The organism is Syntrophothermus lipocalidus DSM 12680, assembly GCF_000092405.1.
Taxonomy (GTDB): Bacteria; Bacillota; Syntrophomonadia; order Syntrophomonadales; family Syntrophothermaceae; genus Syntrophothermus; species Syntrophothermus lipocalidus.
On the sequence record NC_014220.1, the window covers coordinates 1,057,041 to 1,083,225 of the forward strand.

The following is a 26,185-nucleotide window of genomic DNA, read 5'->3' on the forward strand; positions in this document are numbered from 1 at the left end:
CTCGCTGCTTGTGGACGTGGTGCAACTTTGCTTGTAAGGGCCAATGGTTTGGTCTATAATGAAATAGTCAAGAACTGTTCGGATTTCCTGTTGCTTGTAGAACGGATTGAGCGGCGAAGGTTCAAGTTTGGAGGTGGGTGTTAATCGAGTTAGACAGGATATATGTCATTCCCCTGGGCGGCTTAGGGGAGATTGGCAAGAACATGATGCTGGTACGATACCAGGACAATATCGTTGTTATCGACGCGGGTCTGATGTTCCCAGAAGAGGAACTGCTCGGTATAGACATCGTTATACCGGATATGACCTATCTGTTCGAGAATCGGGATAAGGTAAAGGCTGTTTTGGTAACTCACGGCCACGAAGATCACGTCGGGGCCTTGCCCTATCTGCTTCGCGAGATCGACGTTCCAATTTACGGCACTAAGCTGACCATAGGAATTATCGAGGCAAAGCTGCGGGAACATGGCTTGACGGGTGCCCGGCTTAACATCGTCAAACCCAGGGATAAAATAAATGTCGGACCGTTAGAAGCGGAATTCATCCGGGTAAGTCATAGTATACCTGATACTTTGGCCATCGCCATCCATTCTCCGGTTGGAACCATCTTGCACACCGGGGATTTCAAACTGGATCAAACCCCGGTTGACGGAGAGGTTGTGGACTTCCGAAAGTTCGCGGAACTCGGAGAAAAGGGCGTACTGCTGATGTTGTCGGACAGCACCAACGCGGAAAGGCCGGGTTATACGATGTCGGAGCGGGTGGTTGGGAACACCTTCGATGAGCTCTTCGGGCGGTGTGAAGGCAGGATCATAATAACCACCTTTGCTTCCAACGTGCACCGCATTCAACAAGCAATTAATACGGCCTGCAAGTACAACCGTAAGGTGGCGGTGGTCGGGCGGAGTATGATAAATAACGTGAATATCGCTCGAGAGCTCGGATACATCGCTATTCCTGAAGGAACGCTGGTTGATGTGGAATTGATCAACCGGTACCCGGACAACCAGTTGGTGATTGTTACTACAGGCTCGCAAGGAGAGCCTATGTCGGCACTTACCAGGATGGCGACGGCTGAGCACCGTTGGGTTTCGATTCAGCCAGGGGACACGGTAATCATTTCTGCTACGCCCATACCCGGCAACGAGAAACTAGTGGCTCGGACTATCGACATGCTGTACAAACAGGGGGCAGAGGTTGTCTACGGACCGGCTACCGGGGTCCATGTTTCCGGACACGCCAGTCAAGAAGAGCTAAAGATAATGGTAAACTTGATAAGGCCCCGCTACTTCATACCTATTCACGGCGAATACAGGCATCTGAAGAAGCACGCGCGGTTGGCGGAAAACCTGGGTATTCCCCGGTCCAGGATATTCGTAGTAGAAAACGGTCAGGTGATAGAGGTAGGGAGGAAAAAGGCGGGGGTGATAGGGAAAGTCACTTCGGGAAGGGTGCTGGTTGACGGTCTAGGAGTTGGAGATGTCGGAAACATCGTGCTTCGCGACCGCAAGCAGCTTTCCTCTGATGGGATCATCATAGTGGTAGTGACTATAAACAAAGAAACAGGAACAGTCATAGCAGGACCGGACATCGTCAGTCGGGGATTTGTTTACGTGAGGGAATCTGAACAGTTGATCGAGGAAGCCAGAGAAAAAGTCAGAGAGGCTTTGCTCGTGTGTGAGAAGAAGGGCGCAACCGAATGGGCCAGTATCAAGTCTCACGTCAGGGAAGCCTTGAGCAAATATCTGTACGAAAAGACCAAACGAAGGCCCATGATACTGCCGATAATTATGGAGGTTTAACCGGAGGCCTGGCGTTACCCGCCAGGCCTTCGACTTCTTATGGGAGAGTTTTTTGGTAGAATAGAACTACTACAAGTTATCAGCTGGCACCGAGTGTTGGGGGGATGGGAGTGTCAGGGAATTTAGATCGTATGGTAATAGACAGGGCGGCGAAGTGGGGTGCGAGTCTGGTCGGTTTCGCCGATGTCGAGCACAACGAGGTAGAGATGGTAGTGGAATTGAAGAACCAAGGTTGGAAGCGAGCTGTGGTTATGGCTCAGCAACTTTCTAGGGGAATCGTAGACACTATAACCGACCGTCCGACGGCCTTATATGCCGGGCATTACGCCCTGGTCAACCAGAAACTGGATATCCTTGCTCTGGAAGTAGCGTCTTTCTTACAAGACCTGGGGTGGCGGGCATTGCCTGTACCCGCTTCGGCAGTAGTGAGTGAGGAAACCTTGTCTTCTTATCTGTCTCACAGGGCAGCGGCGGCTGCCGCCGGTTTGGGCTGGATCGGCAAGAACCAGTTGTTGATCACAGCTGAGTACGGACCCAGAGTAAGGTTAGTGACGGTTTTGACCGATGCGCCTCTTAAGGCTGGCAGCCCAATCAAAGAACGCTGCGGCAAGTGTACCAGGTGCATCGATGCTTGTCCGGTGAAGGCCATCAAGGACACAGACCTCGCGCTGAGAGACCGTGAGGCCCACCTCAACGTGCATGAGTGCAACCAGCACCTGTGGGATTGGCAGGGAGAACTGGGTTATCGAGTCTGCGGGGTGTGTATGCGGGTGTGTCCTCACGGCCAGTAAATCGTGCTGTATGGGTAAAATGCGGCCTTTGAGGGAGGTGCTACCTTGATTCAAGCGAAGGATATCATGACCCAGGATGTAAAAGTTGTGAATACAGACGACAGCGTGGGCGGAGTCATCCGGTGTTTCTTGGAAGAGGGGATTACCAGCGCGGTGGTGGTAGACAATGACAACAAGGTTAAGGGGATAGTTACCGACGGTGATATACTGGCCGCTGTCCGGCAACGCCGTCCGGTGGTCGTGGACGTCATGAGTTATTTTTGGGCCGTGGGAGATGATGAGGACTTCGTTGCCAAGACGGACGCTGTTAAACAGAAAAAAGTGAAAGAAATAATGACCAAGCACGTGGTTACAGTAACGGAAGACACAAGTATTCCCGAAATCGCACGTCTGATGGTAGAAAACGGCATAAAACAGATACCTGTGGTGCAGTCAGGCCGAATAGTGGGCTTGATAAGGCGCAAAGACATCGTAAAGGCCGTAGCCGAGGCCGCGGGAGAACTATAAAACTTTTCTATGGGGATGAGGACATTGCAGGTTCAAGTCAAAGAGGTTGAAAGGGTAAACTGGTCGGCGATAATAGTGGTTGTTTTCGGTACTTTCATGGCTCTGCTTAACAGCAGCAGCGTGAACGTTGCTATACCAAAACTCATGACGGTTTTTGGGGCTTCGCAAGACAGTATCCAATGGGTTTTGACCGGCTACATGCTGAGCCTGGCCGTGGTCATGCCAGCCGCCGGATATCTGGCGGACAGATATGGATACAAAAGGGTTTTCATAATCGCGTTGAGCCTCTTTACTGTCGGATCCGCGCTTAGTGGGCTGGCTTGGAATGTATCCAGCTTGGTGGCAGCCCGGGTCATACAGGCCATAGGTGGCGGGGTCATGCAACCTCTTTCCATGGCTCTGATCTACCGCAACACGCCGAGAAACAAAATAGGGACCGTCTTAGGGATATGGGGGATAGCAGCCATGGCAGCTCCGGCCGTAGGCCCTACTTTAGGGGGTTACCTGGTTGACTATGTGGGGTGGCGGACCATATTCTACGCAAATATCCCGGTAGCCATCCTTGACCTGTTTCTGGCTTTCACCTACCTAGAGGAGACCCCTTCGGTAGTAGGCAAAGAATTCGACAAGTACGGGTTGCTGTCTTCGAGCGTGGGCTTCTTCTGTCTGCTTCTAGCGTTGAGCAAGGGTGCTAGTAAAGGCTGGACATCGCCGTTTATCCTGAGCCTGCTTTTGATCAGTGCGGTTGCCCTGACCTTCTTTGTAATAGTTGAGCTGAGCCATCCCGAGCCTATAATGGAGCTCAGGTTGTTCAAGAACTTCGTATTCACGCTCTCACTTGTTATAACCTCGGTTATTTCCATCGGCATGTTCGGGGCTATCTTCTTAATGCCTATTTATCTTCAAAACGTCATGGGCGTGTCAGCCATGAAATCAGGGCTCATTACCATGCCGTCCGCTATCGCCACCGCAGTCGCCATGCCGGTAGCCGGCCGTATATTCGATAAATACGGGGCAAAAATAGTAGCTCTTCCCGGCCTGGCCGTAATTACGGTTACGACATACATGATGCACAGATTCAGTTTAGTTACGCCGTTTTCCTGGATAATCTGGTTGTTGGTAGTAAGAGCGATTGGCATGGGCCTTTCATTGATGCCGGTAACCACGGCGGGAACCAACACCGTCCCTTTGACTCTGATTGGCAGGGCTTCTTCCTTGAATAACGTAATCAGGCAGGTCATGTCTTCCTTCGGCATTGCTATGTTCACCACTATAATGAACACGAGGCAAGCGGTTCACTTCACCAATCTCGCCCAAGGGGTGAGCCTCTCGGGGAGTCAAGCCGCAGGTTTTCAAGCCTGGATGGCCCATATTTCTCAAAGCACGGGGTGGACTCTCGGTGTGGCAAAAGTCTTGGGCCTGGCGGTAGTGACTAAACATGTCGCGCTCTTGGCGATGGCCGAAAGTATTGCTGATTGCTATGAAGTGGCTGCGGGCATGTGCTTCGTTGCCCTGGTTTTATGCTTTTTCTTGAGAGATCAGAGACCAGTATCTCCCAGGTTAAGCTCATAACCACAAGAACAAATATTATTAGTTATAGAAATAATCATCCGTCTGAGGCTTAGTGCCGGGTTGGCGTGAATCTCTGACTGGTTTTCCCTATGGAGTCGAGGAGGGGGGCTAATGGTGCGGATTACTATAAACGGAAGGCAACTGGAGGCTCCGAAAGGAAGCACTGTACTGGAGGTGTGCCGGTTACACGGCATCGAGGTACCGACGCTGTGCTATGATCCTGAGCTCAAGCCTGCCGGTTCATGTAGAATGTGTGTGGTCGAGGTCAAAGGCCGGCCAACCCTTCAGGCCGCGTGCGCGACTCCGTGCGAAAACGATATGGTTGTGGAAACCGAGAGCCCGGCTGTGGTGGAAGCCCGCAAGGTGATTCTGGAACTGCTGCTGGCCCGGCACGGGGGCAATTGCCTGACCTGTGAGAAGAACGGGAACTGCAAGTTGCAGGATTACTGTTACCGTTACGGGGTGGCCGAGAGCGGGTTTGCAGAAGGAGGCAGGCCAGAATACCCGGTTGATGATCCCAACCCCTTCATCGAAAGGGATTACAACAAGTGCGTAATGTGCACCCTCTGCGTGAGGGCCTGCGAGAGCATTACCGTAGCCCGGGCTATCGGGGTGATAAACCGCGGTCACCAGGCCAAGATCGCCACTGCTTTTGACGGGAACTTGGCCGATTCGTCATGCGTTTTCTGCGGCCAGTGTATCATGGTATGCCCGACTGGAGCCTTGACCTCTAAGCTCAGTAGGGGCAAAGGTAGGGCTTACGAGGTAAAAAAGGTCTTGACTACCTGCGGCTACTGCGGCACCGGCTGTACCTTGGAGCTAAACGTTCGCGAAGGACAGGTTGTGGGCGTGACCTCGAACCGCAGCTCCGAGCGGAGCCCGGTCAACCGGGGGTCTTTATGCGTAAAGGGGCGGTTTGGCTGGGACTTTATCCATTCGCCCGAGCGATTGAAAGTGCCGATGGTTAAAGAAAACCGCGAGTTTCGTGAGGCGTCCTGGGATGAGGCTTTGGACCTGGTGGCTTCTCGCCTGAAGAAAATAAAGGAAGAACACGGACCCGATTCTATAGCCGTTTTCGCTTCAGCCCGCATAACCAACGAGGAAAACTACCTGGTCCAGAAGTTTGCCCGGGCGGTCTTGGGTACGAACAACGTAGACCACTGCGCCCGCCTCTGACACTCGGTTACTGTCGCCGGTCTGGGGACAGCATTCGGGAGCGGGGCGATGACCAACTCCATTAACGAACTCGAAAAAGATGCTAGGGCAATTCTTGTGATCGGATCCAATACCACTGAAAATCACCCGGTCATCGGGATGAAAATCAAGAAGAATGTGCTGGAAAATGGAGCCAGGCTGATAGTGGCTGACCCGCGCCGTGTCGATCTGGCTGAAATCGCCGATGTGTATTTGCGACACCGGCCGGGGACCGATGTGGCCCTGCTTAACGGCATGATGAACGTCATCATCAGCGAGGGACTGGCTGATTCCGATTTCATCGCCGCCAACACTGAAGGCTACGAGGCCATGGCAGAAGTAGTGGCGAGGTACACGCCCGAATACGTAGAAGCCATAACCGGGGTGCCAGCGGCTGATATCCGCCGGGCGGCTCGGATTTATGCCCGGGCGGAGGCGGCGGTCATCTGCTACGCCATGGGGCTGACCCAGCACAGCACCGGTACCGATAACGTAAAATCCGTCTGTAACCTGGCAATGCTGACCGGCAATATCGGACGTCCGGGGACCGGGGTTGCGCCTTTGCGGGGGCAAAACAACGTTCAGGGAGCTTGCGACATGGGCGGGTTGCCCAACGTCCTTCCCGGCTACCAGCCGGTGACTGATGAATCTGTCAGGTCCAGGTTCGAACAGGCCTGGAACGTTTCCCTTTCAAGTAAACCGGGACTCACCCTCACGGAAACGGTTGAAAAGGCTTATCGAGGAGAGATTAGGGCCCTGATTATCATCGGGGAAAACCCAATGATAAGCGATCCAGATCTCAACCACTGTGAAGAAGCTTTAAAAAATCTCGACTTTTTGGCGGTCCAGGACATCTTTTTGTCGGAAACGGCCAGGTTTGCCCACGTGGTTCTGCCCGGAGCGTGTTTTGCCGAAAAAGACGGGACCTTCACCAACACGGAGCGGCGGGTGCAGAGGGTGCGTAAAGCCGTGGATCCTCCCGGTCAGGCCCGTGCAGATTGGGAGATTATTTGTGAGCTGGCCTCTAGGATGGGGTATCCCATGAGCTATAGCTCGCCAGAGGAAATCTTCGAAGAAATGCGCGGTTTGACGCCCTCCTATGCCGGAATGACTTATGCCCGCTTAGAAGGGCAAGGGCTGCAGTGGCCGTGTCCGTCCGAGGATCATCCCGGAACGGCCATCCTGCACCGGGACGGGAGGTTCACACGGGGCAAAGGGCTTTTCAGCCCGGTCGAATTCTTGGAACCCGCAGAATTGCCCGATGACGAATACCCGTTAGTGCTCACTACCGGGCGCAATCTTTTCCACTACCATACCGGGACCATGACCCGACGCTGCCAGGCTTTGAACCAGCATGTCCCGGAAGCTGAAGTGGAAATAAACCCGAACTTAGCGGCGCAGCTGGGGATCAAGAACGGAGAAACGGTGAGGCTTTCTACCCGCAGGGGCAGTATCGAGGTTAAGGCCAGGATAACCGCTATGATAGAGGATGGAGTAGTATTCATGACTTTCCACTTTGCCGAAGCGGCGGTTAACCTGCTTACCAAGGCAGACTCGCTCGACCCGGTAGCGAAGATTCCGGAGTACAAGGTTTGTGCCGCCCGGCTGGAGAAGATGACCTAGTGAAAGGATTCCCCTGGCACCTGAACACCAACGCGGCTCTGCTTATTTTTAATTAAAGACAAGTATGATTGGACGGTTTTCGCCGTCTTCTGTATTTTTTGGGAGAAGAGGGGAGAATCTAGAGTAAAGAGGGATAGCGCACAACGAAACGACGATACCAACAATACGAACAGGAGGCCCGGCATGGTAGAAGAAAAACCCAAGACAACCAAGACGGCAAAGCCCCCCAAAACGGAGAGCAAAACTGACAACCTGAAGGAGTTTGGGCAAACCGAGGTGCCCGGGTTTAGAAGCGACATCCACTGCCTTACCATTGTAGGGCAGGTGGAAGGACACATGATACTGCCGGCCAACAACAAGACCACGAAGTACGAACACGTCATCCCCCAGCTGGTGGCAGTTGAAGAGAACCCGGACATCCGGGGCCTGCTGGTAATCCTGAACACCGTCGGCGGTGATGTCGAGGCGGGGTTGGCTCTGGCAGAGATGATCGCGAGCATGTCCAAACCTTCAGTTTCTATAGTCCTGGGCGGCGGGCATTCCATCGGGGTCACTTTGGCCGTCAGTACCAGTTATTCCTTCATCGCCCACACCGCGACCATGACCATACACCCCATCCGGCTCACAGGGCTGGTCATCGGAGTTCCCCAGACATACGAGTACCTTGATAAAATGCAAGACAGGGTAGTAAGGTTCGTGACAGAACACTCAAAGGTGTCGGAAAGCCAGTTCAGGGAGCTGATGTTCAGGACAGGGGAACTGGCCAGAGACATAGGGACCGTGCTTGTCGGGAAGGACGCGGTCGACATCGGGCTCATCGATGAGGTAGGCGGGATCAAAGAAGCATTGGCCAAGCTAAGAGGACTCATCAACCACAAGGGCATACTGTCGTAACCCCGCCGCTGGCGACGAATTTATGAGAGTCGATTTTACGGACCGGCGGGCGAAACATTCCACCAGCAAGCAAGGTGTTCTTTGGGACAGGTATTTTTCTCGGTGCCGAGAAGTGAAGTTGAACCGCTGTCGAAAGAGGAGGTAGGAAGGTTGGTTTACTTTTACGTGGGACCCCAAGACATATACCAGCCCATTTTCGAACAGCGCGAAACGACGGAGGTCGTGCTGCCTTCGGGCGGGATACTGCAGGTTGAAACGTTGAGCGCGGACGAGGTCCGGGTCGTCAGCTTGATGAGCACTGACCCCATGGATTTTCTCGATCCCAGGTACGCCCCGGGAAATATCATAAGCCGAAAGCTGTTCATCGTAGGAAAATAATTCCTTGACAGATAACGCCATAATATGGGATGATATGTCACATAAAAAGGAAAAAAGTCCTGATAATTTTTAATAGTTTATCGCCCAAGGTCTTGGGACTGGTGGGATCAATTTACGAGACACAAGAGGGGTACTGTGAACTGGATCGATCATGACTAAGACACGGAAAGAAAAGCGCGTAGCTCGCCAGCCCCAGATAAAAAGTGATCGCGTTGTAGAGGGCGAGGACGAACTGGCATGAAACCTGCAATCAATCAATCAATCAATCAATCAATCAATCAATCAATCAATCAATCAATCAATCAATCAATCAATCAATCAATCAATCAATCAATCAATCAATCAATCAATCAATCAATCAATCAATCAATCAATCAATCAATCTCATAACGTATTGTTTGCATTTGGCAGCTGCCCCGGTGTAAGCAGGATTTGGTGGCGAGCTTGTTGGCATAGGGGCAAGAATTATCGGCTAATGGGGGAGGAAGAACCAGGCCCGGATAGTATGTATCCTGGCCTGGTTCTTATTTTATGTAAACTCTAAAAAGCCTTCGAGCCCAGGGTTTAGCAGAGGTTGGAACAACAACTCCTGCTGCTTAATCATCTTAGTCATCAGAGAGGGTAGATTAACATGAGCAGCGCCGGTAACCGGCAATCAAGTACCACGGGTTTGACTCAGGTTTTCGGGATAGAGGGGTTATACAGTTGAGCGGGGTTTGGTCGCTTTGCAGACGCAGTGATGCCACAATGCAGAGACTGGATTGTTGGGTTTTCCCTGCGCGCGCTCTTTTATCTTTTGGTAGCGAAGGGGGTGGTAGTGTGAGGCGGGCTTCATCGGGAGAGAGGCTTGCATATAGCCTGCCCTGACGCCCTGCCGCTGAGAGGTCACCATCGGTTATCCTATCTACTCGGGTTTGAACACCGCACTTGAGGGGGGAATGGCTATGACTGAAGCTGGAAACCAACGGGCAGGATGGTTCAGGAACACGAAGGTATCTACTCTTATGGCAGGGCTTGCTGTGGTGACACTTATGGTAGTAGGGTCGCTGGTATGGCTGGCTTTAAAGGACATGGCGGTTTTCAACAACGACATGAAGGCTTTGTATTCGGACCGGATGCTGACTTCTTTACAATTAAAGGAATTTGAAACCCAATTTTACAGCATGCGGGTAGCTATGACCCAGATGCTCTTTGCCCAGCGTTATGACGCTGCGGCTGTGGGTCAGGTGTCGGACGTAAAAAAGAAGCTGGCCAGCACTCTCGAGCAGTATAAGCAGTCTTCCATGGGTGAAGGGCAACGCAAGCTGGTAGAAGATATCGAGAAGGGTTACCTCGATTATGTGGACCAGGCGGAAAGCATCATAGGAGTGTTCAAGAATGGTGGTCAGGTGGGGGTTGAGTCCGTTGACAGGGTAAGGCAGACGGCGAGTCAGGTGCAGTCGAACATAGATGCTTTGGTCAAACTGAACGCCGATGAAGCCCAGAAGGCGGTAGATAAGGCGAATATCGTTTACGCGGGAGCAAAGAGGACGTTCATCTTTCTCTTCATAGGATTGGCCATAATTCTTGTAGCCGGAACCTATGTTCTGAGAAGGATTATTATGGGATATATGAGCCAGGTGAACGGGGTGTTAGAACGGCTTGGTAACTACGATTTCACGGTTACTCTGGAAACCGAAGGGAAGAACGAGTTTGCCGACATGAACCGTTCTCTGGCCCAGGTAGTGGAAAATCTTAAAGCAGCCTTGAAAGTGGTCAAAGACAATGCCGTTAGCACCAGCTCGCAGTCGCAGAGCCTGGCGGCGGTGGCCGAAGAATTGACCGCCGCTTCGCAAGAGGTAGCATCTGCCATGCAAGAGGTGGCCAAGGGAGCAACCCAACAGGCGAGCGACATGGGTAACGTTGTAGGCCACGTAGGGCGCCTTACCCAAAGCATAGAAGAGGTTTACCGGGATCTGGAGAGGGTCAGAGCGGAAACGGACAACAGCGCGAGCAAGGTCGAGGCCGGCAAAGAGGAAATGGATAAGCTCATCCAGTCTATCCGCGAGATTCAGAGAGCCTTCGAGGTGGTGGTAGGGAAGGTGAACAGCCTCATCGGGTCGGTGCGGCAGATAAGCGGCATCACCGATGTCATTTCCGGGATAGCTGACCAGACGAACCTTTTGGCCTTGAACGCGGCCATCGAGGCAGCCCGGGCAGGGGAAATGGGACGCGGGTTTGCGGTGGTGGCGGAAGAGGTAAGGAAACTGGCGGAAGAATCATCCCGGTCCACCAGCCAGATCATACAGCTCATCGCCTCTGTCAGCAGCGATACCGAAGAGGTGCTAAAAACCTCGAACGAGGTCGAGGGATTCATTACTTCCCAGACCGTATCGGTGGAGAACACGGTCAAGTCATTTGAGGACATTCTGTCGTCTGTTGACAAAATAGCTCCCTTAATTGAGTCTACCTATCTCGGAATGGACCAGATTGTAAGGTCCAAGGACGAAGTGCTGAAGAACGTAGAATCGGCAAGTGCCGTAGCCCAAGAGAACTCGGCGGCCTCGGAAGAAGTGGCGGCATCGACCGAGGAAATAACCGCTTCCTCACAGGAGGTAGCCGCTTCGGCCCAGCAGTTGGCTTCGATTGCCGAGAACTTGGCGACGGAAGTGAACAGGTTCAGGGTGTAGTTCTCCGGTTAAATAATTTCCAAGATTTACAAACGGATAGCGGCAGACGAGGGGTTTTTCGCGTTCGGGCAAAACCCCTCGTGTTTTCATGACCTGAGCTGACCGGTTTGAGGCTTTGAGCAACCAGAAATGTGTTAATTAAAAGCAGGCCCCTTTCACACTAGAAAAGCGTTATCACTAGAGAATGAAAACGCTTACTCTCCTGGCTGACACTCTTCCCAGTTCTAAGTTATCAGTGTACATCTGCAGAAATCTGGCCCGAAAATCGATTGGCGGGAGGAGTGTTAGCCAGCTCGCTCCAAGACTCCTCGCCTGCAACACATCGGCTCTCTTCGGTGCGAAGCGGACCGCTCGGGATTCGGCGTCCATGCACTCAGTCCCTCGCTGCTCGAAACCTCCTGTTTCTCGCTCCGCTTCGCAGCCCTCAGTTTCGCCGTGTGTTGCAACGGCTCGTCATACGTCGCTTCGCCCGGCTAACACTCCTCCACAGTCGCATTTTCATTCTGTAGTGGTGACTCGGATGAGAGTCACAAAGGTCTGTGTTCATCTGTGTCTCATCTTGAAGGACAGATGGCAAAACGACTAATTTTGCGCCGGGGTCTGTGCTATAATTTAAAAAGTTACGGGGAGGGGACAGAGAAGTGAATTATCTTGATGCTGTTATATTGGGGATCGTCCAAGGTTTAACCGAGTTTTTGCCGGTCAGCAGTTCGGGCCACTTGGTGATATTCCAGAAGTTGCTGGGCTTCCAACAGCCAGGGGTGACTTTCGAGGTAATGTTGCATTTGGGGACTCTGGTTGCGGTCATAGCAGCGTTTTGGAGCGACGTTTGGGGGATTATCAAAAAGCCAATGAGTCGGATAGTCTATCTTATCATCCTGGGAACCATACCAGCCGGGCTGATAGGTGTATTTCTCAAGCCTTTGTTTGAACAGGCTTTTGAGTCTTTGACCGTGGTAGGAGTGGGACTGATAATTACCGGATTTCTTCTGGTGCTCGGGGAAAAGCTCGGAACACGGGCTTGGTGGGGAAAAGAGGTTGAACAGACCTCTGTAGGCGACGCCCTATTTATAGGGCTGCTTCAGGGACTTGCCATAACCCCAGGGATTTCTCGTTCTGGGTCGACCATCTCCGCCGGATTGTTGCGAGGCTTGGACCGGGAGTTTGCCGCCAGGTTTTCTTTCCTCCTGTCGATTCCGGCTATCCTGGGGGCCGGGATCCTAGAGGGCAAAGACATTTTGGACAGCGGTATTGCGGGCCATAGCCTTGCGCCTTACATTGTGGGGACTGTTACCGCAGCCGTTTCTAGCTACACAGCCATTCGCATTGTCATGGGCCTGGTCAAAAGAGGCCGGTTATCTCTGTTTTCTTACTACTGCTGGACCGTGGGTATACTTATACTGGCGTTTTTTAGGGGCTAGACGCTTGCAGTTAGTGGGCTGGTGTCTCCCGGACCCTCTTTGTTGTTAAGAGGGTTATTTTTGTTTGGATTAGACACCTCTGTTAGTGCGCCCAATCCATTTGCCAAATTACGGGAAGGAGAAAATCCTTCCATGGCGAAATTGTTTTGATGGGGTGAGGACGCCATGAAAAAGAAACAGGCCCAGGAACAGGCCAAGATTGAAAAAAAGGCCCGAAGCGCGGTTCGCGAAGAGATATCCGGCATTTTGCTGTTGGCTCTCAGTGTTTTTCTCATGGTGGCTACCTTAAAGTATAAAGGAAACCCTCAGGACCAAGAAGCGATCGGGATTATCGGAACCTATTTGATTATGGGCCTGGAAAAGGCGACGGGAGCGGCTCTACCTTTGGTTCCGGTTTTTCTGTTCCTGTGGGCTTTTCATCTGCTAGTTGCCAAGAGGTACTGGTCTTTACGTATGGGAGGCCTGGCCCTGGTTTCCGTATTATTTCTTACGTTCTTGAGCATTGCAAGAATTCCAGGCGGAATGGACAGCCTACAGGCAGCTGCTGCGGGTCTGGGAGGGGGATACCTGGGTGGAACAGTGGCTTATGTGTTGGTGCATCTCTTGGGCAGGATCGGGACTTACGTGGTGCTGGTTTTTGGTCTAACACTAGGAGTGATCATGGCGATAGATCAACCATTAACGGCGGTGGTAACGAAGAGTGGCTCGCGGGTCAAGAAGTGGCTGGCAGCCCTGGAGCCACTGCTTTTTTACGAGGCCGAGGACGAAGTGTTGGCGAAGGAACCAGCAGCCGCTCCGATTCCGGTTAATAAGGAAGATGCGGCTATGCCTGGCCCGAAAGACGAAACAGAATACCGAGAGGTGGCTATCAGGATCGCCCAGCCGCTGTCGCAACAGGCGTTTGAGAAGAAAGCGGACAGTCGCCCTGAAGACTCCGAATACCGGCGTCCCCCGCTCGAACTGCTAAGTCCGGTGCAGGCGGAAAGGGGCTTTAACAAGAACGATATTAAAGAGAGCATAAAAGTGTTGGAAGATACCTTTGCCAACTTTGGTATCAAAGTGAAAGTGAATCAAGTGAGCTGTGGCCCGGCTGTCACCCGTTACGAGCTTCAACCGGCCCCTGGCGTAAAGGTAAGCAAGATAATCGGATTGGCTGATGACCTGCAGTTAAGCCTGGCCGCCCCGGGGATAAGGATCGAGGCGCCAATTCCAGGGAAATCGGCTATCGGAATCGAGGTTCCGAACGAGCGGGTAACCAGGGTAGGCCTTCGTAATCTTTTGGCGAGCCCGGAATTTCAAGGACACGAAAGCCCTTTGGCGGTGGGTTTGGGTGAGGACATATCGGGGAATCCGGTTATTCTGGACCTGGCAGCCATGCCTCACCTCTTAATAGCTGGCTCAACGGGGTCGGGCAAAAGCGTGTGTCTCAACTGTATTATACTCAGTCTCTTGTACGGGGCTTCCCCGGACGAGCTAAGGCTGCTGCTGGTCGACCCCAAGATGGTGGAACTCACGGTTTACAACGGCATACCTCATCTTCTGGCCCCGGTTATCACGGATCCCAAGAAAGCTTCCGTGGGGTTGAGGTGGATGGTGACGGAAATGGAACAGCGGTACCAGAAATTTTCCGAGACCGGGGTCAGGGACATCTACCGCTACAACGAGGTGAGCGGGGAACAACTTCCCTTTATCGTCATCGTTATCGACGAGTTGGCTGACCTTATGACCATAGCTCCGGTGGAAGTGGAGGATTCTATCTGTAGGCTGGCGCAAATGGCCAGAGCAGCAGGGATACATTTGGTGGTAGCTACCCAACGACCTTCGGTCGACGTGGTCACAGGCATTATTAAAGCCAATATTCCTTCACGTATCGCCTTCGCGGTTTCCTCCCAGTCCGATTCGAGAACGATTCTGGATATGGCCGGGGCCGAGAAACTCCTGGGCCGGGGAGATATGCTGGTATACCCGGTAGGCGCCCCTAAGCCTTTCCGGGTGCAGGGCGCATTCGTCTCCGACACAGATATAGAAGCCGTGGTCGCGTTTGTCCGGCAGCAAAACCTTACCACTCCTATTAGAGAAGAACAAGATATCGGGATGGATATGGTCATGGGGGATGTAGGATACCAGGACGACCTCTTTTGGGATGCGGTGAAAATCTTCCTACAGAGCCAGAAGGTTTCGGTATCGTTGCTGCAACGCAAGCTTCGCATAGGATACGCTCGCGCCGCTCGTTTGGTGGACATGATGGAAGAGCGCGGGATAATATCTCCGCCCGATGTTAACAAAAAAAGAGACATATTGATAGATGAAGAACAGTTTGCGCGCCTGTACTCAAACGACAATATGTGTTAGGATTAAATAAGCAGTTGTTTATAGAGGGTATGAGGCGGGCGGGGTGATGGGGCTGAAACTGACCGCGAGGGAAAAAGAGATACTAGAGATACTAAGAAAAGAACCGTTGATATCTCAGGATGAACTGGCGCGCCGTCTGGGAATTGCCCGCTCCTCTGCAGCTGTGCATGTTTCGAATCTCATGAAAAAGGGCGTTATTCTCGGCCGAGGATACGTGTTCAACGAGCGGGTATCCAGCGTGGTGCTTGGCCAGTCCGGCGTGGAAATAGCCGTTGAGACTGGGATGAGAGAAAACTGGGAAACCGTAACCCGGATCACAACCGGGATCGGCGGTTTTGCGTACAAGGTGGCGACCAATCTAGCCCGTTTCGGTTTGGGAGTTAAGATACTGACAGCCCTTGGGATAGATGAGGAAGGGGACAGGCTTATTGAGCGGTTGATGAAAGAAGAAGTAGATACTTCTAGTCTCTACCGTTCTTCCCAGCACGGTACGGGGAAGAGGGTCAGGGTTATCAGTCAAGACGGCTTAGTTGAATACTCTGACGATGTTGGACTGGATGTGTTTGAAGGGTTACTGGACATATGGAGTCACTTGTTGACAGGGTGCGAGTGGTTGCTGGTGGAGCATAACTTCCTGGAAATGGTGTTGCGGAAGCTAGCTCAGCGAGAATCGTCGCAGTGGCCTTATATTTGTACCCTGCAGTTGGTAGGAAAAGAAGGCTCTCTTGCTGACGTTTTTTCTGATTGCCACTTGCTGGTATTGGGGGTAAGCGGCGGGGAGGTTGAAGGCTGGATTGAGAAGGGGTTGGGACTGGTCGATAAGGGATTGGGAAGCTTTGTGGTAACTGACGGTACTAGCAAGGTTTTTGTCGTTAACAGGAAAGGCTCGACGGAGGTGACGTTGGCACCCAACCAGGGATTCGAAGTTACCCGGGGGCTGGAAGCGTTTTTAGCCGGGATAGTCTACGGGTTGGCTCAAGGTTACCAGTACAGGCAGGCGGTACGAATAGGGAGCCGGGTAGCTTCATTAACCGAGGGAGGAAACGTATGATAGGGGATATAACCGTCGAAGAGGCTTTGAGTTTAGAACAACCGTTATTCGTGGATGTACGCTCACCTTCCGAGTACAAAGAGGCTACCATCCCGGGGGCGGTGAATATTCCTTTTTTCTATGATGCGGAGCGAGCGGAAATAGGCAGGATCTACCGGGAAGAAAGTCCATGTCGGGCCAGAGAGAGAGGACTGGAGATGGTCGCCCCCAGATTACCTCAGCTGGTTAACGAGGTAGAGCGTCTGTGTGAATTCGGGCAGGTTGTCCTTTTCTGCTGGCGGGGAGGAGAACGGAGTCAAGCCTTAGCCAGTGTTTTGCAGCTTATGAGGGTACCCTGCTACAGGCTTGATGGCGGCTACCGTGCTTACCGCAGGCACGTGGTTCAGCAACTGGAGTTGCTCCCCAGGGGCGAGGTGGTTGTTCTGCACGGCCTGACCGGGTGTGGAAAAACCGAGCTAATAAAAGGATTGCGGGAGCGGGGCTATGCCTCCGTTGATCTGGAGGGGCTGGCCTGCCACAGGGGCTCGGTCTTCGGGGGAATGGGAATGGGCGAGCAGCCTGGGCAGAAGATGTTCGACAGCCGGTTATGGCAAGAATTAAAGATGCTGGAGAGCTACCCGTACTTGGTAGTGGAATGTGAGAGCCGGCGGATAGGACGGGTGTACTTGCCTTCGCATCTTTTTAGTAAGATGAGCCAGGGCAGACATATCCTGGTTTATGATTCGCTGGAAAACAGGATAAACCGTCTGGTACGGGAGTACGTCGTGGGAGATACGGAAACGGTTGTTCAAGAGCTGAAAGAGGGACTCGATGCCCTGGAAAGATTTATCGGCTCCAAGCGGGTAAAGTACCTGATGGATGAACTGGAAAAAAGGGATTTTGAGAAAGTTGTTGAATACCTGTTGTTGAATTACTACGATTCCCTGTACCGGTATCCTTCGGGGCCGGACAGCCGGTTTGAACTGTGTGTCAGTGCCGGGGACCTCGGGCAGGCGATAACAGAGGTAGGAGAATACCTGGAGAGGCAGTATGACGCTAAGGGGTGAGGAACCATAGGTGCTTTTGGAGATATACTGCGTTCGCGACGTGAGGAGCTGGGTTATACTCTCGAACAGGTCGAAGAGGAGACCAAGATAAGGAAGTACTATCTGAAGGCTCTGGAAGATGAGAATTTTGCGGTGCTGCCAGCCAGGGTTTATGCTATCGGCTTTGTCCGCCGTTATGCCAGGTTCCTCTCGCTTAACGAAGATGAAGCCGTACAATGGTTCAAAGAGATGGTGATGCCGAAAGAATATGAGATTGAGGACGATACGGAAGGCGAGGAGAAGAGTCCCAGGTTGAAGACGCCCGCAATAAAATGGCAAAATGTTTTAGCAGCAGTTGTTTTCTTGATCTTGGCTATTTGGCTGGGAACACTGGTTGTCGGCTATTTTTCGCATCACATCAAAGAAAACCGGTCTACACCCCCAACTACATCTGTTGACGAGAGAACACCATCGACCGGAACGAAGAAAACCGGGTCTGGTATGGGAACATCGCAGGTAAAACCTGCACCTGGAAAAGAGGAAGAAAACAGTAAAAATGTTGCCGGGACTCAGGCAGGAGAGAAGGCAGGAAGCGATACAAAGGAACAGTCCACGCCGTCGTCTGGAGGGGTACAACTGCCGGAAAAGGAAGTTACAGTAAAGCTGAGGGCTACCGACCGGAGTTGGGTAAGCATATACGTAAACGGTGAACGCGCTTTTTCCGGCATAATGAACCCAAATGAAGAGACTCAGGTGCAAGGTTATAAGGTAACGTTGACCATAGGGAATGCAGGGGGGATATTGGTAACAGTAGATGGCAAGGAACTTGGTTATTTAGGCAAATCACGCGAGGTTGTCAGAGATAAGGTTTTTACGAGCGGATCTTAGAAGGACGGGAACGGATGCGGCGGGTTGCATCAACCCGCTTTTTATATTGCTCATATCGGGGAGTGTTCGGCAGTGAAAGCCAGAGTGGGGTTCATCAGCTTAGGGTGCCCAAAGAACAGGGTGGATACAGAGGTGATGCTGGGCCTTCTGAAGCGAGAGGGTTACCTGGTGGTGAATAAAATGGACCAGGCAGACATAGTTATCGTCAATACCTGTGGGTTTGTCACACCGGCCAAGGAGGAAGCAATCAACACCTTGCTCGAGGTGGCCCTGTTGAAAGATAAAGGAAATGTCAAAAAGATAATAGCCACTGGCTGTCTTGTGCAGAGATACGCGAGAGAATTGCAGGAAGAGATCCCGGAGATCGACGCATTAGTGGGGGTATCCGATTTTGTTCGGATTGCAGAAGTAGTCGCCCGGGTGCAAACCGGGGAAAGGTGCTGTTTGGTCGGCGAATTGTCCAACAGGTTTCGGGAGAGCGGGCCCAGGGTGCTCAGCACTCCGCCCGGATGGGTTTATCTGAAGATAGCCGAAGGTTGTGACAACCGCTGTTCTTACTGCGCCATTCCCCTGATTAGGGGGCCTTTTCGCTCCCGCCCTCTTTCGGATATACTGGAAGAAGCGCAGAAGCTGGCTGGTTTAGGCATCAAGGAACTGGTGCTGGTAGCTCAGGATACCACCATGTACGGGCAGGATCTTGAAAAAAACCTCAGCTTGGCTTTGCTGTTACAAAACCTGTCTCGGATCGAGGGCATAGAGTGGATCAGGGTCATGTATGCCCACCCGCTTCATGTCACTCCTGAGATGGTGGAGGTTATAGGAAGAGAGCCCGGAGTGATTCCGTACCTGGATCTGCCGATTCAGCACGCTGATGATTCTGTTTTGAAGCGTATGGGGCGGGGATATTCGCGTTCATACCTGGTGTCTCTGATCGAAGATTTACGCCGCCGGCTGCCGGGCCTGGTTCTACGCACGACGGTCATGGTCGGTTTTCCAGGAGAAAGCGAGTCGAGTTTTGAAAACCTTTGCTCCTTCGTTAAGGAAACCGGTTTTGATTGGCTGGGAGCGTTCATGTATTCAGAGGAGGAAGGGACAGCGGCTGCCCGTTGGGAAGATGATGTTCTGGAGGAGGAAAAACAGCGGCGCTGGCGCGAGATTATGAGAATGCAGTCTGCCATCACATCTGAACTCAACCGACGTCGCACGGGAAAGGTGGAGCAGATACTGGTTGAGGGTTGCACCGGGCCGGGGGTCTACTGGGGGCGGGGCTATTACCAGGCTCCAGAAGTTGACGGTATAACCATCCTTAAGTCGGCAAAACCTTTACAAGTTGGTCAAATGGTGAATGCGAGGTTAGTTGACAGTAAGGGTTACGACGTTACCGCGGAGGTAGTCGAGTAAAATGCTTGCGATGAGTTGGAGGTCAGTATAACCTGGTATTGAAAGGGGGAGGCGTTGCCGCAGGTGGAAATGAGCGCAAGATATAAGGTGAGGTTACGCACAAAGAGGTCTCTAGTAGGGATGTCGAACCGAAAATCTAGGGTCCAGGCGAGCGTTGGGCCCAGTGCAAGCCCGTTCAACTTACCCAATGTACTTACTGTTTTCCGAATATTCTTGGTACCGGTTTTTATGTTCTTTTTGCTAACCAGAATCCAGTACGGTAATTATTTGGCAGCCGGGGTTTTTGTCATGGCAGCGGTGACCGACAGCCTGGATGGTTATATAGCCCGCAGGCGTAAACAGGTAACGAAACTGGGGATAATACTTGATCCGCTTGCCGACAAGTTGCTCATTACTTCTGCACTTATCAGCTTGGTCCAGCTGGGTCAAGTCGCTGCTTGGGTGGCGGTAGTTATTTTGGGACGTGAATTCGCGGTGACGGGGTTGCGGGCGGTGAAGGCGGAAGAAGGGGTTATAATTCCGGCCGGATCCCTCGGTAAGCTTAAGACCATAGCCCAGATTGTGGCCGTAATCCTGGTGATTCTTGAGGATTTCTATCGTTCGCTGTTGACCTGGCCCATCGGAGATTGGGCTATGTACCTCGCCGTTGTCCTTACTGTTGCCTCCGGCCTCCAGTATTTTTGGCGCTGGAAGTAACCTTCCTTTCATGATCATGCCGGTGTTTCCAGGGATTCACGGGGAGCTTCGGGATTAGCTTGTGCTATAATCAGTCTGAGGTGTTGGACAGTGTGGAAGGACTTCAAAGCACCGGTAGCCGTGATCGCCTTTGTGGTTACCTTGGGCGTAGCGATGGCTGGGTATAGCTTGTACAACCGTTATCTTATCGAGAAACCGGTTCAGGAAGAGATGAGCCGGGTACCCGGAGTACAAGAAGTTGAGATCAATAGAGAAAACCATAAAGTAACTGTCACAGTTACAATGGAGGATATGGAAGACTTCGCGCCTAGTTACAGAGATGTCGATAAGTTGGCTAAGGAACGGTTTGGGGAAGGAAATTACTCTTTGGAAATCAAAGACACGAGGAACCAGGAGCTTGAAGAAGTTTACCGCGGACTTCAACTCTACCTTTACCAGGGCATAGCCAATAATTCTTTTCTGTGGCTGAACCAAGAAATTAATAAAGTGGCTAGAGAACACCAATTGAAGTACAAGTTGAGCGTTGATGAAGACAACCTGTACCTTCAATTGCACAAACAGGGACATTATCTGTACGAGGTTATAAAAAGAGGAGATGATAACAGCTCTGAACCAGCGGTGGGGAGGTAGGTACATGTGTCACGCGAAATCGCCCTAGGGTCAGGCATAGGCATCTTGATTTTTCTGGCTGTTCTGGGGGTTAATGTTCTCCCTTTCATCTTTTTTGCCGGGATTATAGTGGCTTTTTATTTTTTTTATCAGATGCAAGGAACCGGGGGATTCAAAGGGTTGGATTCCCGCGAACAGGTCGGAGGTTTGATTACCTTCGATGACATAGGCGGACAGGATTCTGCTATTAAGGAGCTAAGAGAGGCCTTGGAGTTTCTTCTACGACCTGTTGAAATTCTGGAAATGGGCATTCGCCCCTTGAAGGGAATCCTGTTGGTAGGGCCACCGGGCACAGGTAAGACTCTGTTGGCCAGGGCAGCAGCCAGTTATACCAAATCATCGTTTCTGGCAACTTCGGGCAGCGAGTTTATTGAAATGTACGCCGGAGTAGGAGCGAAACGGGTGCGACAGCTGTTCAGTGAGGCCCGTAAAAAAGCGCGTATGTCGGGAAAGAATAGTGCCATACTTTTTATTGACGAACTGGAAGTCTTGGGAGCGCGAAGGGGTTCTCACCAAAGCCATATGGAGTATGACCAGACGCTCAACCAATTGCTGGTAGAAATGGATGGGTTGATGCCCGACGATGAGACCAGGCTGTTGGTAGTCGGGGCGACCAATAGGGCTGACATGTTGGATCCGGCTTTACTAAGACCGGGACGGTTTGACCGCCAAGTTATGGTCAGCCTTCCTGACAAAAAAGGGCGAATCAGGATTCTCGAGATACACACCCGCAATAAACCGCTGGCCGATGATGTCGACATGGAAGACCTGGGACGGGTTACTTTCGGGTTTTCGGGGGCGCATCTAGAGAGTTTGGCCAACGAAGCCGCTATTTTGGCTTTCCGGGAAGGAAGCAAAAAGATACATCACCGCCACTTTAGAGAGGCGGTGGATAAAGTTATTTTGGGAGAAAAACTGGAAAGAACACCTACAGACGAGGAGCTCCGGCGGGTAGGTGTGCACGAATCTGGACATGCTCTGGTCAGCGAGTTACTACAGCCAGGTTCGGTTTCTTCACTTACGGTGGTGCCGAGAGGACAGGCTCTAGGGTACATGCGGAAGTCACCGCAGGACGACCAGTATCTTTACACCTGGGATGAGCTCTGCGGGCAGATTATGGTTGCCCTGGCCGGGGCTATCAGTGAAGAAATATGGTTTGGTAGCCGGAGTACTGGGGCCAAGAGTGACTTCGAGCAGGCGTGGGAGATAGCACGCCAAATAGTGGTGAGCGGTTTATCTCCTTTGGGGGTAGTTCATGTTGAGGACATTCCTCAGGAAGTTATGTACAACGAGTGCAGCAGGATCATAAAGGGATTGGAGGATAAAACCAAGGAACTTCTAGTCCAGAACTACTCGGTCTTGCAATTGGTTGCGGAAAAACTTTTGGAAGAAGAGACACTGGACCGAAATCAGTTTGGAAGTTTGCTAGAAGACAGGCTTCAGATTGCGGTCTAAGCAGGTAGTTCGGCTTTTTAGGAAGCAGTTGTGCCATATATTGAAATTCTAACGCAACAGCCACCTATAATCCTGCCTGCAGTCGACGATATAGTCAACGTACACCGTCCGGTCTTTGATTTGATACAAAACCAAATACCATTTTTCGACGAACATCTTGTGATATTTATTCGGTGGTATAAATTCTGCCTCCAGAAACGGAAAACGCTCGGGCATTTGATGTAGGGAACGGATGGCATCCATCAGGTTGTTTTTTACCTTGCGGGCGGCGGTGGGGCTTTTCTGCGCTAGAAAAAGGACATGGCATGCCAGCAGCTGACGGGCACGGTCAGAAACAATCACCTTGTATTGGCGTTTATTTTCCATGTCCTACCTCGTCTATAATGCTGTTCAGATACTTGTCCAGTTCATCCGGCGTAACTCCTGCCCGCCCTGCCAGACGATCTTCCTCCACAGCCAGAAGTTCTTCCCTCAGCTTCAGCATTTTTTCGCGACGGGTAAACGCCTCTATATCCATGACGACAAGATCTCCTTCGCCGTTTTTGGTTAAAAAAACGGGTTCTCCGGTTGACTTGCACAAAGCCGCAATCTCATTGTAATTCTGCCGGATGCTTGCCGACGGTTTAATATGCACAGTACCAGCTCCTTGTAGTAAAATTCTAATCATATTATACTATTTTTACACTATTATATCAATCAATAGGATTGCGGCTAATAACACTGAACGAGGTGACCGATTTGAGTACTCAGGCCTATATCATTTCTACAGGGACCGAGCTTCTTTTGGGAGATGTGGTAGAGACTAATTCGGTTTTCATTTCCCGTCGTCTTGCTTCTATGGGAATCAGGGTTGTAGGCAAGTCGGTAGTCGGCGACAGCCGGTCAAGTCTAGAAAAAGCCTTCAGACTCGGGTTAGAAATGGGAGATATAGTGATTGCAACTGGAGGATTGGGCCCGACCCGAGACGATATCACCAAGGAAGTGGCTTGCGAAGTGATGGGGTGCAGCTTGGAGTTGCGCCCGGAGGAAGTGGCCAGGATAAGAGAGTTTTTCAAGCGGCGGAACCGGGACATGCCGGAGAGCAACTTGCGCCAGGCCATGTTCCCTCCAGAAGCCAGGGTTCTTTCCAATCCCCGTGGAACGGCCCCCGGTATGTTCTTGGAAAAAGACGGTAGGACCGTAATTCTCTTGCCTGGTCCACCCAGGGAAATGCAGCCCATGTTTTCGGAAGAAGTAGAACCTTTATTAAGGCAAAAACTCGGGGAAAAGATGGGACTTGTGAAAACCCGGGTAATAAAAGTCATAGGGCCAGGAGAATCAAAAGTGGAAGAGATGATAAAGGAGTTTTTGGATGGACTGCGAGGGGTTTCTATTGCCCTTTTGGCGGAAGAAGGCGAGATCCACGTCAGGGTAACATGTGAAGGGGAAGGTCTTGAACAGGTAGAAACAAGAGTGGCCGCGCTTGAAACGGGTCTCGTCAAGGCTTTGGGACAGAACGTTTTCGGCTATGACGACGATACTCTAGCCTCGGTGGTCTCTTGTATGTTGCGAGAAAGAGGACTTCGGGTAGCTTTTGCCGAATCCTGTACCGGGGGACTTTTGGCCAAAATGGTAACCGATCTGCCGGGCAGCTCGAATATTTTTTGGGGTGGAGTAGTCTCCTATTCTAACGAGGCGAAGATACAAATACTTGGGGTCAGCCCTTCGACTCTGGCTAGTTTTGGTGCTGTTAGTCCCGAGACCGCAGGGGAGATGGCGCACGGTATAAGATCGCGTTCCGGCGCAGACATCGGCATAGGTATCACGGGGATCGCCGGGCCGGACGGGGGGACTCTGGAGAAACCGGTGGGCCTTGTATACATGGGTTTGGCAGATGCCAACCGGGTTCTTACTAAGGAATTACGTTTAACAGGGGGAAGAGAATCGATAAGGACCTTGACGGCAAAGAGCGCTTTGGATTGGTTGCGGAGATACTTGACAGGGAGAGGATAAGGTGAGAATCTTCGTCGCAATACCTGTTTCAGAAGATCTGAGAAAACAAGTCGGGGCCATTAAATCAGAACTGTTGACGGTAGGAGCGGATGTAAAATGGGTTGAGCCTCATAACTACCACCTCACGGTAAAGTTTATCGGGGAAGTAGAGGAACATGAAGTATCTAAGATCATAGACGCATTGCGCCGAGTGGGAGAAGAATCGCCGCCTTTTACGTTGAAACCTAAACAAGCCGGGTTTTTCCCCAATGAACGAAGACCACGGGTGATATGGATCGGGCTTGAGGGGGAACTGGAAAAGGCTTTTTGGCTGGGAGAAAGGGTAGACGCCTATTTGGCGGAGCTCGGGTATGAGCCCGAAAATAACCGTAAGTACCACCTGACTCTGGGAAGAGTCCGTTCGGAAAGAAATGTTCGAGAACTCGTATCTTTGTTGCGTAAGTTATCTTATGAAACCGATTTTTCGCGGCTCAGGGTAGAGGAAATCCGTTTAATGCAAAGTCAGCTAAGTTCAAAAGGTCCCACGTATTCTGTCTTGGAGAAGATACGGCTTAACGGGTGAAAACTTGACAGGCCAGGGAGAGAGGAATATAATGCCATTAGACGAACATATGTTTGAGGAGGGTTAGGTATGTCTGAGAGGTCGGATCGGCTAGAGGCTCTTGAATCGGCGATAAGAAAAATAGAGAAGGATTTCGGAAGAGGTTCCATCATGAAGCTGGGAGAAGCCGCAGCCATGAATGTCGCCGTTGTACCCACCGGATGCCTCTCCCTAGATATGGCCTTAGGTGTTGGGGGACTGCCACGCGGACGGGTAGTTGAGATATTCGGGCCCGAGTCATCGGGGAAGACCACAGTAGCTCTGCATGTAATAGCCGAGGCCCAGAAAGATGGCGGTATTGCCGCTTTTATTGACGTCGAACATGCATTGGATCCTCTGTACGCTAAGAGACTGGGAGTCAATATCAATGACTTATTAGTATCTCAGCCAGATACTGGGGAACAAGCTCTAGAGATCGCAGAAGCCCTCGTACGCAGTGGGGCTGTAGATGTGCTGGTTGTAGATTCAGTCGCGGCCTTGGTTCCCAAAGCCGAGTTGGAAGGTGAAATGGGGGATATTCACGTAGGCTTACAGGCGCGCCTCATGTCCCAGGCTCTTCGTAAACTTACCGGCACAATCAGCAAATCGAGAACTTGTGCTATTTTCATTAATCAAATACGGGAAAAGGTTGGGGTTGTGTATGGTAACCCCGAGACGACACCGGGAGGACGTGCCTTGAAGTTTTACGCTTCTGTGCGTCTAGAAGTCCGGAAGGTCGATAACATAAAACAGGGGACAGAAACTGTTGGCAGCAGAACCCGCGTGAAGGTGGTGAAGAATAAAGTGGCTCCGCCTTTCAAGCAGGCAGAGTTCGATATAATGTACGGGGAAGGTATTTCCAAAGAAGGCGATCTGTTGGATCTGGGTGTGGAGCTGAAGATTTTGCAAAAGAGCGGGGCCTGGTATTCTTACGAGGGCGAGCGAATAGGGCAGGGCCGCGAGAATGTAAAAGATTTTCTGCGGGCCAATCCCGATGTGTTTAAAGAGGTGGAATCCAGGATTAGAACTGCTTTGATCGGCCCTCGGGAAACACGCGAGGTGGACCAGAGTTAAAACTTGACACTAATTCTAGGACTTAATAAAATTAAACCTAAGGTTGGAGAAGTTCTACCATCAAAAGTTTAATACTGTAGCTGGAGGAACTTCTGTTTTGACCGAGTTCTGACTCGGTTTTCTTTATGTCTTCTGTCCGGCAGTGCACATT

At 51.6% G+C, this 26,185-nt stretch carries 22 protein-coding genes; 20 read left to right on the forward strand and 2 right to left on the reverse strand.

Translation table 11 applies throughout. The annotated features are described in order from the left end of the window. The first annotated feature begins 137 nt into the window (after positions 1–137). The 17 genes from SLIP_RS05070 (at position 138) to SLIP_RS05160 (ending at position 22,388) form a co-directional block, all read left to right on the forward strand. Positions 138–1,802, forward strand: a complete 1,665-nt coding sequence (locus SLIP_RS05070; RefSeq protein ID WP_013175208.1) for a ribonuclease J — start codon at positions 138–140, stop codon at positions 1,800–1,802. 110 nt (positions 1,803–1,912) lie between these two features. Then, positions 1,913–2,593, forward strand: a complete 681-nt coding sequence (locus SLIP_RS05075) for a 4Fe-4S double cluster binding domain-containing protein (RefSeq protein ID WP_013175209.1) — start codon at positions 1,913–1,915, stop codon at positions 2,591–2,593. A 45-nt stretch (positions 2,594–2,638) separates the two neighbouring features. Beyond that, entirely contained in the window at positions 2,639–3,100 is a 462-nt protein-coding gene (locus SLIP_RS05080) for a CBS domain-containing protein (protein ID WP_013175210.1), read from the forward strand. Positions 3,101–3,115: 15 nt separating this feature from the next. Beyond that, positions 3,116–4,672, forward strand: a complete 1,557-nt coding sequence (locus SLIP_RS05085) for a DHA2 family efflux MFS transporter permease subunit (RefSeq protein WP_423218576.1) — start codon at positions 3,116–3,118, stop codon at positions 4,670–4,672. Between the two features lie 111 nt (positions 4,673–4,783). Further along, the gene (fdhF, locus tag SLIP_RS12335; protein WP_083761964.1) at positions 4,784–7,489 is read left to right on the forward strand and encodes a formate dehydrogenase subunit alpha; all 2,706 of its coding nucleotides are present in this window, start codon (positions 4,784–4,786) and stop codon (positions 7,487–7,489) included. A 183-nt stretch (positions 7,490–7,672) separates the two neighbouring features. Then, positions 7,673–8,383: a ClpP family protease gene (locus SLIP_RS05100; protein ID WP_013175214.1), complete on the forward strand. Its 711-nt coding sequence runs from the start codon at positions 7,673–7,675 to the stop codon at positions 8,381–8,383. Positions 8,384–8,485: 102 nt separating this feature from the next. Beyond that, the gene (locus SLIP_RS12340) at positions 8,486–8,761 is read left to right on the forward strand and encodes a YlzJ-like family protein (protein WP_169303747.1); all 276 of its coding nucleotides are present in this window, start codon (positions 8,486–8,488) and stop codon (positions 8,759–8,761) included. Positions 8,762–9,705: 944 nt separating this feature from the next. Continuing rightward, positions 9,706–11,430 carry a methyl-accepting chemotaxis protein gene (locus SLIP_RS05110; protein ID WP_013175216.1) on the forward strand — a complete coding sequence of 575 codons (1,725 nt, stop codon included), beginning with the start codon at positions 9,706–9,708 and terminating at the stop codon, positions 11,428–11,430. A 641-nt stretch (positions 11,431–12,071) separates the two neighbouring features. Further along, positions 12,072–12,851, forward strand: a complete 780-nt coding sequence (gene uppP / locus SLIP_RS05120) for an undecaprenyl-diphosphatase UppP (RefSeq protein ID WP_013175218.1) — start codon at positions 12,072–12,074, stop codon at positions 12,849–12,851. Positions 12,852–13,016: 165 nt separating this feature from the next. Further along, positions 13,017–15,203 carry an FtsK/SpoIIIE family DNA translocase gene (locus tag SLIP_RS05125; RefSeq protein ID WP_013175219.1) on the forward strand — a complete coding sequence of 729 codons (2,187 nt, stop codon included), beginning with the start codon at positions 13,017–13,019 and terminating at the stop codon, positions 15,201–15,203. 46 nt (positions 15,204–15,249) lie between these two features. Continuing rightward, positions 15,250–16,254 (forward strand): PfkB family carbohydrate kinase, encoded by a 1,005-nt coding sequence (locus tag SLIP_RS11995; RefSeq protein WP_013175220.1) that lies wholly within the window; start codon positions 15,250–15,252, stop codon positions 16,252–16,254. Then, positions 16,251–17,300, forward strand: a complete 1,050-nt coding sequence (gene mnmH, locus SLIP_RS05135; protein ID WP_013175221.1) for a tRNA 2-selenouridine(34) synthase MnmH — start codon at positions 16,251–16,253, stop codon at positions 17,298–17,300. The genes SLIP_RS11995 and mnmH overlap by 4 nt, the downstream gene beginning before the upstream one ends. A gap of 48 nt (positions 17,301–17,348) precedes the next feature. After that, positions 17,349–18,167: a helix-turn-helix domain-containing protein gene (locus SLIP_RS05140; protein ID WP_242649146.1), complete on the forward strand. Its 819-nt coding sequence runs from the start codon at positions 17,349–17,351 to the stop codon at positions 18,165–18,167. Positions 18,168–18,239: 72 nt separating this feature from the next. Beyond that, complete coding sequence (rimO, locus tag SLIP_RS05145) at positions 18,240–19,568, forward strand: 30S ribosomal protein S12 methylthiotransferase RimO (RefSeq protein WP_013175223.1); 1,329 nt, start codon at positions 18,240–18,242, stop codon at positions 19,566–19,568. A gap of 120 nt (positions 19,569–19,688) precedes the next feature. Next, entirely contained in the window at positions 19,689–20,264 is a 576-nt protein-coding gene (gene pgsA / locus SLIP_RS05150) for a CDP-diacylglycerol--glycerol-3-phosphate 3-phosphatidyltransferase (protein WP_013175224.1), read from the forward strand. A gap of 90 nt (positions 20,265–20,354) precedes the next feature. Then, a complete protein-coding gene (locus tag SLIP_RS05155) occupies positions 20,355–20,894 on the forward strand; it encodes a heavy-metal-associated domain-containing protein (protein ID WP_013175225.1) in 540 nt (179 codons plus the stop codon). Between the two features lie 6 nt (positions 20,895–20,900). Next, positions 20,901–22,388: an AAA family ATPase gene (locus SLIP_RS05160; RefSeq protein WP_013175226.1), complete on the forward strand. Its 1,488-nt coding sequence runs from the start codon at positions 20,901–20,903 to the stop codon at positions 22,386–22,388. Positions 22,389–22,436: 48 nt separating this feature from the next. Here the strand turns inward: SLIP_RS05160 and SLIP_RS05165 are convergent, their stop codons facing one another. Both SLIP_RS05165 and SLIP_RS05170 read right to left on the reverse strand, forming a co-directional pair. Then, positions 22,437–22,754: a type II toxin-antitoxin system RelE/ParE family toxin gene (locus SLIP_RS05165; RefSeq protein ID WP_013175227.1), complete on the reverse strand. Its 318-nt coding sequence runs from the start codon at positions 22,752–22,754 to the stop codon at positions 22,437–22,439. Continuing rightward, positions 22,744–23,022 (reverse strand): type II toxin-antitoxin system prevent-host-death family antitoxin, encoded by a 279-nt coding sequence (locus SLIP_RS05170; RefSeq protein ID WP_013175228.1) that lies wholly within the window; start codon positions 23,020–23,022, stop codon positions 22,744–22,746. Before SLIP_RS05170 ends, SLIP_RS05165 begins: the two co-directional genes overlap by 11 nt. Positions 23,023–23,117: 95 nt before the next feature. On the opposite strand from SLIP_RS05170, the gene SLIP_RS05175 reads away from it, so the two are divergent. The 3 genes from SLIP_RS05175 (at position 23,118) to recA (ending at position 26,034) form a co-directional block, all read left to right on the forward strand. Further along, positions 23,118–24,380 carry a competence/damage-inducible protein A gene (locus SLIP_RS05175; protein WP_148216621.1) on the forward strand — a complete coding sequence of 421 codons (1,263 nt, stop codon included), beginning with the start codon at positions 23,118–23,120 and terminating at the stop codon, positions 24,378–24,380. 1 nt (position 24,381) lies between these two features. Beyond that, the gene (gene thpR / locus SLIP_RS05180; protein WP_013175230.1) at positions 24,382–24,942 is read left to right on the forward strand and encodes an RNA 2',3'-cyclic phosphodiesterase; all 561 of its coding nucleotides are present in this window, start codon (positions 24,382–24,384) and stop codon (positions 24,940–24,942) included. A gap of 69 nt (positions 24,943–25,011) precedes the next feature. Next, positions 25,012–26,034, forward strand: coding sequence for a recombinase RecA (gene recA / locus SLIP_RS05185; RefSeq protein ID WP_013175231.1), 1,023 nt, complete (start codon positions 25,012–25,014; stop codon positions 26,032–26,034). Positions 26,035–26,185: the final 151 nt, after the last annotated feature.

Excerpts from the sequence above, each read along its gene's own strand:
- SLIP_RS11995 (WP_013175220.1), top strand. The coding sequence starts at position 15,250 with ATGGGGCTGAAACTGACCGCGAGGGAAAAAGAGATACTAGAGATACTA.
- recA (WP_013175231.1), top strand. The coding sequence starts at position 25,012 with ATGTCTGAGAGGTCGGATCGGCTAGAGGCTCTTGAATCGGCGATAAGA.
- mnmH (WP_013175221.1), top strand. The coding sequence starts at position 16,251 with ATGATAGGGGATATAACCGTCGAAGAGGCTTTGAGTTTAGAACAACCG.
- SLIP_RS05085 (WP_423218576.1), top strand. The coding sequence starts at position 3,116 with ATGAGGACATTGCAGGTTCAAGTCAAAGAGGTTGAAAGGGTAAACTGG.
- SLIP_RS05165 (WP_013175227.1), bottom strand. The coding sequence starts at position 22,754 with ATGGAAAATAAACGCCAATACAAGGTGATTGTTTCTGACCGTGCCCGT.
- pgsA (WP_013175224.1), top strand. The coding sequence starts at position 19,689 with ATGTCGAACCGAAAATCTAGGGTCCAGGCGAGCGTTGGGCCCAGTGCA.
- SLIP_RS05100 (WP_013175214.1), top strand. The coding sequence starts at position 7,673 with ATGGTAGAAGAAAAACCCAAGACAACCAAGACGGCAAAGCCCCCCAAA.
- SLIP_RS05110 (WP_013175216.1), top strand. The coding sequence starts at position 9,706 with ATGACTGAAGCTGGAAACCAACGGGCAGGATGGTTCAGGAACACGAAG.
- SLIP_RS05125 (WP_013175219.1), top strand. The coding sequence starts at position 13,017 with ATGAAAAAGAAACAGGCCCAGGAACAGGCCAAGATTGAAAAAAAGGCC.